Genomic DNA, 10,645 nt, shown 5'->3' with positions numbered 1-10,645 from the left:
CGCCAGGCGGCCGCCCGCGCTGTGCCGCCGCCGACCTGGACGGTGCAGGTGACCGTCGGCCCTGATCCGCTTCCGGTGGCCACCCACCACGGCGACATCCGGCTCCATCCCGACGACCGTCCCGGACCGAAGTGGGCGGACCGAAGTGGGCCGGACCGGAGTGGGCTGAGGTCGGCCACCGCCTCGCCAGCCTCGCCCGCGCCGTCGGCACCGAATTCCCCGGGACGAGCACGGCTGCCGGGGTGGCGCCGCCCAAGCCCAGCCTCTTTCCGGGACCCTGGCCCGCCATGAGTTCCTGGCTCCGCCATGGGTTCCAGCCCCGCCACGGGCCCTGTGGAACGGGCTTGTCCGGTAGTCCGCTACAGGCGCGGGGTGCGCGCCTCGATCCGGTTGTCGAAGGCGGCACCACCGACTCCGACCGTGGTCACTCCGCCGTCGACGGTGAGGACGGCCCCGTTGACGTAGGACGCGGCGGGCGACAGCAGCCAGTCGATCGCCTCGGCGACCTCCTCCGGATCACCCGGCCGCCGGGCGGGAGTCAGCCGGTTCGCCTCCTCGTATGCCGCCTCGGCACCGCCCGCCAGCTCCGCCTCCGACGCGAACCGCGCCATCCGCTGGTCGGCCATCTCCGTACGCACCCACCCCGGGCACACCGTGTTGGCCCGCAGCCCCTGCGGCCCGTAGTCGACGGCGAGGGAGCGGCAGAGGTGGAGCAAACCCGCCTTGGACGTCGCATAGGCGGCGTTGCCGACGCTGTTGCGGAGCGCGGCGACCGAGGCGACCGCGACCACCGCGCCGCGGGCCGCCAGCAGATGCGGCAGCGCGGCACGCAGCAGCAGGAACGGGCCGGTGAGGTTGGTCCGCATCAGCTCTTCCCAGTCCTCGACCGCGGTGTCGCCGATCGCGCCGCCCCGCCCGATTCCGGCGTTGAGCACCACACCGTCGAGTCTCCCGTAGGTCGTCACCGTCGTCTCGACGAGCTCGCGCACGGCGTTGGGGTCGGCGGCGTCGGAAGGGTGCGCCAGCGCTCCGGTCTCCTCGGCCACCCGGCGCAGTGGCTCGGGCCGCCGCCCGGAGATCACCACCTGGTGCCCGGCGGTGCGCAGCACCCGGGCGGTGGCGGCCCCGATACCCGTTCCCCCGCCCGTCACCAGGACAACACGCTGTTCCGACATGGTCGTTCGCCTCCGAAGGTGGTCAGCTTCCGGTTCCCGCACTGCGAGCATACGAAGCGCCGGCACCACCGGGCCGACCGGGTGCCGCTGCCGTCGGCACCGCGGCTGGGTGCGGGGCGAGGAACGACCGTGGTGAAGGGCAGCGGCGAAAAAGCCGCGATTAATCGGTGGAACGGTGTGACGGCAGAGACTTGCGGCAGAAGCACGCCGCATCGAGACGGCCCTGCCCCTGAACCCGGCACCCGGCACTGGCGAGCGGCAGGTCGGCCAGTATGTCTAAGCTGCGCGTATGTGGAGAGAAGTTGCCGGTCAGGCGTTCCCCGAGGCCGTGTTCACGCCGCCCGTCAACACGGCAGTGCTGGCCGCGGCGTCCTGAACGACCCTGGCCGAGGCCCCGATGGGGCTGGTGGCCGTCGGCCAGGCCGCGCTCTGACGCCTTCCTCCGCGGCGTCGACCCGCGCGGATCACCGGCTGGCCACGGCCGCAGATCCAACCACGGAGGACCTCCCAGAGCTACCGCAAGCGATGCCGTAAGTACGGGTACTCATGCGGGCGTCATAGGCACCGCTTACTTTCGCGAGATGACTAGGAATTCGCGAGACTTTTCCGCTTCTGACAGAAGTGTCTGGTGTTGCTGCCTGATGTTCGCTGTCCTACCGCTCGTCTGGTTAATCGCCGCTCCACTGCTACCGGAGCAGGTGCGCTGGTTCCCCTTTTGGGTGGGGGCCACGATGTGGAACGGAGCAGATGGCCGAGGCGGCATCAGCCACCTGTTCGGCTAGGGGGTGTTGTGAAAATGTCGGTCACAGCCTGTGGTGGAGGACTGTGACCAGCACGGTCGTCTCGGGGGGCAAGCGGGGCAAGCGGCCGGTCAGTGCACCAGCAGGGTCGATCACGCGCCCGTCAGGTCCTGCTCGCCATTGCCTTCGGCCAGGCGGCGGCGCGTTAGCTCGAAGTAGGGGCTGAGCAGTTCCGGGCTGACGCCCTGCTCGGCGGTGTTCAGAAAGGTTGGCGGTTGGCGTGCCGGCCGCCCAGGCACCACGGAAGGGCCACTAGGCGTGCAGTATGCGCACGGCGAGCAACGTCTGCCACGTCCAGCCGATAGTGAGTGAGATGCGCTGGATCAGTCCGCCGAGGTCGACCCAGCGTTGATGCTGGTTGAACGCCGCACCGGCCAGCGCCATGGTCATGGCGCAGACCACACCGCTGGCGATCGAGTAGACGGCCCAACCAGTCGTGCTGGACAGGACAAATACAAAACAGGCCACGGCAAGAGCGAGGAATCCGATGAGGGAGAACAGATCATGCAGCGCCCCTGCACGGCTGTGGCGCTGGAACTGACCAGGGGTGCCGGGAGGGTAGCCGCTCACCGGATCTGTCCGGAAGGCACCTGCACCCAGCAGGCCGACCGCCTACACGCCGATCAGTAGCGCACCCCAGCGGGAAGGTCCGACACGCCACAGACCCACGGCGAAGATCAGCGACAGCAGGCCCGTGAAGAGGAGGTTGACAGTCTGCGCCCACCCAGCGCGGCCGAGGGTGAGCGCACTGACGGGGTGACGGAGCATCGATCTAGATTAATCACTTCGACCCAGTGGAGTGGCCGTGAACTGGCCCGACCCGGAATTGAACGAGATCAACACTCGGGAGGATCTCGCCAAGTATCTACAAGGGTTGGCGACCCTTCTCCGTGATGGAAAATTGGAACTGCAAAATCCGTCCACCTCGGACTTTGTAGATGCCTCCGCGCGTTGGACAAAGTCGATGGACGGATTCTTCAAGAATGTCATCGGCGAACCAGTTCCCGAGGCGCCAGACTGGGCACTGATTGCAGCAATCTTTCGCGCAGCAGTCGTATACGAGTAGACCGCATATGGCGCTATCTGAATGACACTACTCAGATTCCAGCGGCCCCACCGGATGTGTCTCCGGTGGGGCCGCTGCGGTTTCTGACGGCAGTAGTTGACGGCAAGGTCAGTGGACGAGTGCTGCACAAAGCGGTGGGTCATCGCCGTCGTCGGGTCGGGCGATGGGCAGGTCGGGGTTGCGGAGGGCGTTGCCGAGGAGGTCGATGGCGTCGCGTTGGAGGCGGAGCAGGACGTGGGCGTATACCGTCGCGGTCACGCCGATGTGGGGATGGCCCAGCAGCTCCTTGATCACGACGAGTTCGACGCCCTGCTCCAGGAGGAGGGTCGCCGCCGAGTGCCGGAGGTCCTGGAAGCGGATGCGGCGGAGCGCGCGCCATGGGTGGAGCAGGAGGGCGGCCAGCCGCCGCGCAAGGGCTAGCAGGATTGCCGCTTGCCACCCGCCTCTCCCCCGGCAGCCTGCATGGTGGTCATCGAGGCGCACCGGTTCGGGCGTGTTTGTGCAGTGACCCCGAGGGTCCTGGCCGTCGCTCTCGATCGCCTACTCACCGCGGGAGCAGTGACGTTCTGGTCGTTCGGTGCAGGCACTGAAGACATCACCCGGACGCTGTTCCCCTGTCCTGACCAACACGACTACCGAGGCAAGCTTCAAGCGCTCGTCTCCCGCGCTCGGCGCGGAGGAGCAGCCGCTGAAAGACACACCGGATAGCAGGTGGGAATGAGGGACGACGGGGCTGTGTCGGCCCGATCGGGCTCTTCGCCGCCTACCGCCCGCATCCAGCAGCTGGAGAAGCGGCTGTCGCAGGCGCTGGACACTGCAATCGTCAACGAGCTTGTGGCAAACGCTCTCCGCCGCAGCCTTCCCAGGGTCCGTCCTGTCGTTTCGAGTGGCTGGGGCTCAGGTATGCCGCAGGCACGGCGACATGCACTGTCCAAGATCCAACCCCCGATGCACCCATCCCACTTCCTGCAGACCACCTCGCCTCCAACGGGCACGGGCTGATCATCGTCACCGCACTCGGCGACAGCTGGAGATACACAGCACAAGGCGCCACAGGCAAGACCGTGTGGGCTGGCCTGCCCGTCACCGGACAACACGCCGGCAGCACACCAATCACCGCAGTGCCCGCCTGAGGGCTGTCCTGTAACTGCCGGTCATCTGGAGGCCGGTAGCGTTGGCCAGCGTCAGCTGAAGAGGAGTGCGACGTCGCTTTCGACGCAGAGCTGCAGGACGACCACCAACTGGCGGGCGTCGTCGATGTGTCGTTGCAGGAGCTGATCGTTGCTTTCCTCTTGCCGCTGGTCGGCGATCTCCTTCAGGCGGGGCAGGATCGCGGCGCATTGGGGCGGCGTGAGGTCGGGGCCGTCATCGTCGGGATGATCGAGAAGTGGTTCCAGTGTGGTGGAGACATCGCTCCAGGGCCGCTGCCCTCCGAAGCCGTGCATCTCGTCGAGTGCGAAACCCTCGGCCTGCGCCAGCCACCGCCGAAACACTCCGAAGCTGGTGTAGGACCAGGAGACGTCCGGACTGCCGGTGTCGCCGTCGCCTGGGAACAGAACAAGCCCCATCATGCCCTCCTCGCTGACCGAACACACAGGATCGGCGATGGAAAAGGGCGACGGCAACCGAAAAGATCTCCCCCTGTGACTGGCGTGCTCAGCCTTCAAGCCGTCGTGGACAGGCCCGTTTACCGGGTTGAATCCACGTCAGTTCGCCAAATCGATCACCACTGATAAGGATCTTTGAAACGGCCGGGGCGCTCCTCTCCGCTTGCATGCTCTTTGAACTGTGTGAGGAGGGGTGGGGTACGAAGCGCGGCGGCCTTGATCACCAGCAGGTAGGTTCTGGTCATGACTAGTGACTGGCGGATGGATCGGATCGGGACTGCGCTAAGGGGTGAGAACCCGACCGTGATGCGGCGGTTGACGTCGGGATTCGCAGTGATCGGGGATGTTCAGTTCCTGCCGGGATACTCGGTTCTGCTGGTGGATGAACCGGATGTGCAGCGACTGTCGGACCTGCCGAAGGCAAAGCGGTTGTCGTTCCTGTCAGACATGGACGAGCTTGGCGAAGCGGTTGAGCGGGCCTGCCGACGATGGGACCCGGCTTTCCGGCGGGTCAATCTGGAGATCCTGGGGAACAAAGAATCATTCCTGCATGCGCATGTCTGGCCGCGGTTCGAGTGGGAGCCGGAAGATGTGGTGCGTGCTCCGGTGTGGCTCTATCCGCGTGAACGGTGGAGCGACGAGCAGTTCACGCTCGGTCCGCAGCATGCCGTGCTGCGGGAAGCGATCGGCAACGAACTGGATCGGTTTCGCTCGACGACCTGACGGTGGTGGGCCCGCCGGTCTGACGGTCGGCTGGCCCATTGATCGGTGACGGTCAGCCGAAGCTCACTGAAGCTGCCCTGGTGTGTTGTCCCGTGACGATGCTGCCGCCCGCCGGAGTTGGTCCACGCCGACCGAGGGCTGGCCCGCGTAGGGGGGCGCCGTGCCGACGACCGCGACCAGGTGCTCTCGTCCACCGGGCCACCGACGTGACGCGCTACCGGGCAGCCGGCCTCGGCACGCTGCCGGGCCGCCGACGTCGACGCGCTGCCGCTCACCCGCCAGGAGGTCGACTGGGAGCAGCTGCGCACGGTCACGGTCGGAAAGGCCGGCGCGCCCTTGGCTCGCGTCGCGGCGCCCGGCACCGGTGGCAGCACCGGCGTGAGTCACCAGGCACCGCGCACCGGTGGCAGCGCTCCTGCGTCCGCTGACGCCAGGCCCCGCCCCGCCCCGCCCCGCCCCGCCCCCACAACAAAGCTCCGTTGATGCGCATCGCCCTGATCAGCCCGTCGGGGCGCCACGTGCTACCAGCCGATCTCTCCCGTGGAGTCGAAAAGCCGCCCGCTCGGCCCACTGACCGAGAGGGCAAGCTGCACGATCGTTCCGGCGCTTTGCGTAGCGGTGCTGGTGCCCGTGTGTCCGTTCCACGCGGTCGCGGTGAAGCCCGGGTCGACGGCGTTGATCAGGAACCCCGGCAACGCGCGGGCGTACTGGTACATCAGCATGTTGAGGGCCGTCTTTGATACGGGATAGACCAGTCCCTGCAATCGTGACGCCATCCGCTGCGGGTCGTCGTTGACCGCGAACGATCCCCGGCCGCTGGTCACATTGACGATGCGCGGGTGCTCCGCCTTGCGCATCAGCGGCAGCAAGGCGTGGGTCGTGCGGACCACGCCCAGCAGGTTCACGTCCAAGACAGCCGTGAAATCGTGGGCAGTGGTCTCCTCCACATCGGGTCGGCTGCCCCCGATCCCCGCATTGTTGACCAACACGTCAATTCTGCCGAACTCCTCACCGATCAACCGCGCCACAGCATCGACCTGCGACTGGTCCGTCACGTCGAGTGGAACGAATCGCACATCCGCTCCGCCACTCGACAGCTCACGCGCAGCCGCCCGCCCCCGTTCACGATCTCGCGCGCCGAGATGGACGACCATCCCCTCGGCAGCCAGCAGTCGGGCAACTTCCCGCCCGATTCCTTGGTTGGCACCTGTCACCACGGCTATATCCGCACTGGTCTTAGCTCAGCATGATCGCTCCGATAGGGCGCCACATCCACACGGCAGCCCCTGGCCGCACCCGCGAGCGCGCGGCCGGCACATGGCGGCAGGGTGAAGACGACCGGCTGGTCCCGTCCCTCATCGTCCCCCTATCCAGCAGGCATACCTGTCGACTTCGGGGCGGTCCGGTGCTGGCTGGGCAAGGGGACCTGGTCCGTGAGTGCGTGAGTGCAGTGAGTGCGGATGGCGTTCAGAGGCGCCGGCCGGACCGCCGCCGGCGGCGGCACGATGCAGGACTTCAAAGGTGTCAACGCTGTAGTGCCCACTCCAGCCACACCAGCAAGACGATCGGGACCGCAAGGGGCACCGTCCCGAGCGCGAATCCCGCCCGTGCCCGACGACGGTCGGCTTTCTCATCACCCCGCATTCGGTAGAGAACACAGGCTCCGAAAACGATCGCGCAGATACCCATGGGTACCGTGAGGTACAGGGGGAGAAAACGGATCCACGACGGCAGGAAAAAGAGAAAGGGACTCCCGTACATCGCGACGGCAGCCACCCCCAGCACCAGCGAAACCGTGCCCGTCTCCCCGTGAGCGACCTGGGTCTCCTCGGGGTACTCATCGGGGTGCTCATCGGGTTTCATGACCTGAAGCCAACTGCCCTGCCGCCGACGGTGCATCAGCATGATGACTCATATCCGCGTAAGTACCTCCCCCAGGGCTCCTTCCGCTCGGCCCGTCGCCTGCAGAAGCTGGCTGCCTGCGGTAGCTGACACCTCCACACTCGCCGAAGCCACCCGGCAGGCGCAGGCAGCCGGCCGAACGCTCCACGCCCTCGCTCCCCAAGACACCGACGGGCGTTCCCCACCGACGACGGGCGTTCCCCACCGACGGGCGTTCCCCACCGACGGGCGTTCCCGAGCGACGGGCGTTCCCGGCCAATGGGCGTTCTTACAGGCGGGCGGGCTCGCTCTGAACGGGCCGGACACACCGGGCGCGGCGTAGGCAGCCCCGGTCACCCGGATTCCCGCAGCACAGGGACAGGCGTCGCCGGAGGCAGAACCGGCCCGGCATCCCAGCCCTGCTGAGCGTTCCTCCGACCGGCGCCAACAGCAGACCGACTCCGGCCGACAGGCCAGCCGCCTCCCCTCCGCCTCTTGGGCAACGCGCCATGCCAACCGAGCGCGTCCGCGCTTCGTACTTAAAGTCCGACGGGCGACGGTGGCCGCCAAGCTGCTGCTCGACGTGGTGCTGAGAGAAGCCGCCGGTGTCCGGCGCATCGGGCAGGGGGAACGGCCATGCGGAGCGGGCTGCACCGTTCGCTCCACATGGTCACCGCGACCGGCGAACTCGGCGGCGTTCACGGGGCTTCCCTCGTTAGAGTCCGGTAATGAACTCATCAGTCGACGGGCCGGGCGCCGTGCCTCCCGACACCACAGGCCCCGGGGCCACTGACGCCTCGGGCCGGCCGGGAGCAGGTGACGGATCAGGGGCCGACACTGTCGCCTTCGACTGGCACTCCGTCATCTACCGGGATTTCGATGTCGAACTCGACGAGCCTGGCAACCGCAGCGGTGCGGCGCTGGAAGCGCTGAACGCGGAGCTGGGAACGGCCCCCGATGCCCAGGGCTTCTTCCTTGCCGGCCACTGGGCGGAACAGTTGTCACTGGCCGTCAGCGCGGGGCTGCCCGTACTCCTCGGGCAGCTGTCCCACCCGGACCCCGCGGTGCGCCGCATCCTTGCCGTGGTGTTGGCCTACACGGACGCCCTCCCCGACGACATCGTCCCCGAGCTCCGCGCGCACAGCGAGCACGACCCCGACGCGCCGGTCAGGCTCGGGCTGCTGCTGGCGCTCGGGCGGTACGCGGATACCCCGCAGGTGCGTGATTATCTGCGCCACCGCCTGGCAGGTGAACCGGCCGGGGCGTTGGGGGCGGCGCTGGGCCTGCTCTTGCCGCCGATCCTGGAAACCGATGACGCGGTGATCGACGAAGCGGTCGAGGTGCTCGCCCGGTGCGCCGATGAGGCCGGGGCTGCGCTGGCGGAGCTGGCATGGGGCGACCCGGAATGGAGCGGTCCGGCGCCGCGCGGCCCCGTGGACAGGGTCGACACCTGGCTCCGCCCCACCCCCGCGCTGCGCTCCCGCTGGCTGACCCGCATGCTCCCCGGCCTGTGGGACGGCCGCCTCGACGCCGCCACGGCCCCCGTACTCGTCGAGGCCGCCGACCGGCTGTTCGCCAAGGACCGCGAGGGTTGTGGGGATCATGCAGCGGCGGTCACGGGTCTGCTCGGCCATCCCGATCCCGAAGTGCGACGCGCTGCCCTCAAGACAATCCACCTGCGCCGTCACGACGGCTACCGCGATGCCTTGGCCACGATTCTGTGTGCCCCCGTCCCCGACCCCGCCGTGTTCGAGCAGGCGCTGGCGATTCTCACGGGGAAGGGCGATCCCCGGAGCCTGCCGCTGATACAGCAACGGATCCGTCAGGGCACCCTCCCTGCTGGGCTGTTGCGGTCGGCCAAGGGCTTGGCCGACCAGGTGTGGCCGCACCTCCAGGAGCGGCTCGCCGAGGACATCTCGTCCGCCGAGGTGTGCTTGCTGTTGACCGAAACCTATGGATGGCGCGGCGGCGGTCAGGCCGTCCCTCAGGTCATCGGCACGCTGGAGCGGCTGTGCCGACGCATCGAAGCCACCGACCGTCCCGACTACGACGATCTGGAGGCGGCGCACCAGTCCTGCCTGTTCCTGCGCCGGTACGGGCTGTCCGACGAGCCGGCGAGGTCGGCCCTGCGGCGGGTCGCCGCCGGAACGGACCCGGAGCTCCGGCTGTCCGGCATCGGGGCGCTGAGCGGAGTCGGCGTGTCGGCGGACGACGAAGTGGTGCGCCTGCTGCTGGACGTCCTCGCGCGGCGAGGCCACACTCTGCGTACCGGGAGCCGCCGTGCCCTGCGTTTCGAAGTCAACGCCTGCAATCAACTGGGTCAGTTGGGCCCGCGGGCGCAGCTCGCCGCCGCTGCCCTCCGCGGTCTGCGTGACGGCGCGGCGGAGCCGGCCGAAGCGCGGGTGGCCGCGGCCTACGCGCTGTGGCGGATCACCGGTGACGCGGACGGCGCGTGGCGCGCATTGATCGAACAGATCCCGCACGATCCGCAGGGGGCGCTGAACAACCTGGGCTTCATGGGCATCGCCGCTCTCCCGGCGCTGCCCGTACTCCGCGACCATGCCAAGTCCGATGACGAAGTGGGCGCCCGCGCCCGGAACACCATCGGCATCATCGAGGCCAGGTCGGCCAAGACGTAGGGGCACGGCGGCACGACCGGGTCGGGCGACGTCACCGACACTCTCGGACTGCTGCTGGCGGTGCTGGTCAAGCTGGGAGCGTGCAGGACTCCGTCGCCGGCACAGGCACAGGCACCGACACCGGCACCGGCACCGGCACCGGCGTGATCGACCAGGTGGCCGCAGCGCATCCCGTCATCCGCAAGGCCTGGGTGGACGGCGGCTACCCCCGGCACCTCGTCGAGCACGCAGCCCGTCTCGGCATCGACCTGCAAATCATCCAACGCGCCGCCGGTACCAGGGGTTTCACGCCGGTGCCGAAGCGCTGGATCGTCGAGCGGACCTTCGGCTGGCTGATGTTCCACCGCCGTCCCGCACGCGGCTACGAAGCCCTGCCCACCCGCTCCGAAGCCATGATCCAGCTGGCCATGCCCGACCTGACGGCCCGCCGCCACACCGTCGAAGTCACCATCTCCTGGCGCGAGCCGACACCACAAGATCAAACACCTAGTCCAGGATGAAACATCAGGAGAAAACGACCTCTTAGGGTCACCCGCTCTCCCTGATCGTCACGCCCGGGCTACGGGCGGACTGCACTGCACCCGGTTCGAGCCGTTCATGGAAAAGATCCGCGTCCCCCGCCTCAGCAAAGGAAGGCCGCGAGGGCTGCCGGACAGCGATGGCACCGACGGTGCATACGGCAACGGCGTGATCCGCGCCTCTCTGCGACGACGAGGCATTCGGTACGTGGTCCCGGAGACGTGCGACGCCACGT

8 protein-coding genes and 4 pseudogenes are annotated in these 10,645 nt (G+C 68.2%); 4 read left to right on the top strand and 8 right to left on the bottom strand.

Translation table 11 applies throughout. The annotated features are described in order from the left end of the window. Positions 1–359 precede the first annotated feature (359 nt). The 3 genes and pseudogenes from ACF088_RS40565 to ACF088_RS40555 form a co-directional block, all read right to left on the bottom strand. Positions 360–1,175: an SDR family NAD(P)-dependent oxidoreductase gene (locus ACF088_RS40565; protein ID WP_392381010.1), complete on the bottom strand. Its 816-nt coding sequence runs from the start codon at positions 1,173–1,175 to the stop codon at positions 360–362. Between the two features lie 892 nt (positions 1,176–2,067). Next, positions 2,068–2,187 (bottom strand): annotated as a pseudogene (locus tag ACF088_RS40560) (NAD(P)-dependent oxidoreductase); the annotation flags it as partial. 40 nt (positions 2,188–2,227) lie between these two features. Further along, positions 2,228–2,743, bottom strand: a pseudogene (locus ACF088_RS40555) (DUF998 domain-containing protein). A gap of 37 nt (positions 2,744–2,780) precedes the next feature. On the opposite strand from ACF088_RS40555, the gene ACF088_RS40550 reads away from it, so the two are divergent. Next, positions 2,781–3,041: a hypothetical protein gene (locus ACF088_RS40550; protein ID WP_392381009.1), complete on the top strand. Its 261-nt coding sequence runs from the start codon at positions 2,781–2,783 to the stop codon at positions 3,039–3,041. A 108-nt stretch (positions 3,042–3,149) separates the two neighbouring features. Here the strand turns inward: ACF088_RS40550 and ACF088_RS40545 are convergent. The 3 genes and pseudogenes from ACF088_RS40545 to ACF088_RS40535 form a co-directional block, all read right to left on the bottom strand. Beyond that, positions 3,150–3,410: pseudogene (locus ACF088_RS40545) on the bottom strand (tyrosine-type recombinase/integrase); the annotation flags it as partial. 815 nt (positions 3,411–4,225) lie between these two features. Continuing rightward, positions 4,226–4,609: a hypothetical protein gene (locus ACF088_RS40540; RefSeq protein ID WP_392381008.1), complete on the bottom strand. Its 384-nt coding sequence runs from the start codon at positions 4,607–4,609 to the stop codon at positions 4,226–4,228. 155 nt (positions 4,610–4,764) lie between these two features. Beyond that, on the bottom strand, positions 4,765–4,893 hold the full coding sequence (locus tag ACF088_RS40535; RefSeq protein WP_392381007.1) for a hypothetical protein: 129 nt from the start codon (positions 4,891–4,893) through the stop codon (positions 4,765–4,767). Here ACF088_RS40535 and ACF088_RS40530 point away from each other — a divergent pair. Further along, entirely contained in the window at positions 4,892–5,371 is a 480-nt protein-coding gene (locus ACF088_RS40530) for a diadenosine tetraphosphate hydrolase (RefSeq protein ID WP_392381006.1), read from the top strand. The two genes, ACF088_RS40535 and ACF088_RS40530, sit on opposite strands and share 2 nt — an antisense overlap. A gap of 521 nt (positions 5,372–5,892) precedes the next feature. Here the strand turns inward: ACF088_RS40530 and ACF088_RS40525 are convergent. Both ACF088_RS40525 and ACF088_RS40520 read right to left on the bottom strand, forming a co-directional pair. Next, positions 5,893–6,585 (bottom strand): SDR family NAD(P)-dependent oxidoreductase, encoded by a 693-nt coding sequence (locus ACF088_RS40525; protein ID WP_392381005.1) that lies wholly within the window; start codon positions 6,583–6,585, stop codon positions 5,893–5,895. Positions 6,586–6,895: 310 nt separating this feature from the next. After that, positions 6,896–7,276 (bottom strand): hypothetical protein, encoded by a 381-nt coding sequence (locus ACF088_RS40520; RefSeq protein WP_392381004.1) that lies wholly within the window; start codon positions 7,274–7,276, stop codon positions 6,896–6,898. 704 nt (positions 7,277–7,980) lie between these two features. Here ACF088_RS40520 and ACF088_RS40515 point away from each other — a divergent pair. Together ACF088_RS40515 and ACF088_RS40510 are read left to right on the top strand one after the other, a co-directional pair. Further along, on the top strand, positions 7,981–9,891 hold the full coding sequence (locus tag ACF088_RS40515; RefSeq protein ID WP_392381003.1) for a HEAT repeat domain-containing protein: 1,911 nt from the start codon (positions 7,981–7,983) through the stop codon (positions 9,889–9,891). A gap of 30 nt (positions 9,892–9,921) precedes the next feature. Then, positions 9,922–10,391, top strand: a pseudogene (locus tag ACF088_RS40510) (IS5/IS1182 family transposase); the annotation flags it as partial. Positions 10,392–10,645: the final 254 nt, after the last annotated feature.

It is taken from the genome of Streptomyces sp. NPDC015125, assembly GCF_043080045.1.
GTDB lineage: Bacteria > Actinomycetota > Actinomycetes > Streptomycetales > Streptomycetaceae > Streptomyces.
This window is presented reverse-complemented; position numbering and strand designations above follow the sequence as displayed.

Coding starts and splice junctions, on each gene's coding strand:
- ACF088_RS40535 (WP_392381007.1), bottom strand. CDS start 4,893: ATGACCAGAACCTACCTGCTGGTGATCAAGGCCGCCGCGCTTCGTACC.
- ACF088_RS40520 (WP_392381004.1), bottom strand. CDS start 7,276: ATGCTGATGCACCGTCGGCGGCAGGGCAGTTGGCTTCAGGTCATGAAA.
- ACF088_RS40515 (WP_392381003.1), top strand. CDS start 7,981: ATGAACTCATCAGTCGACGGGCCGGGCGCCGTGCCTCCCGACACCACA.
- ACF088_RS40530 (WP_392381006.1), top strand. CDS start 4,892: ATGACTAGTGACTGGCGGATGGATCGGATCGGGACTGCGCTAAGGGGT.
- ACF088_RS40565 (WP_392381010.1), bottom strand. CDS start 1,175: ATGTCGGAACAGCGTGTTGTCCTGGTGACGGGCGGGGGAACGGGTATC.
- ACF088_RS40540 (WP_392381008.1), bottom strand. CDS start 4,609: ATGGGGCTTGTTCTGTTCCCAGGCGACGGCGACACCGGCAGTCCGGAC.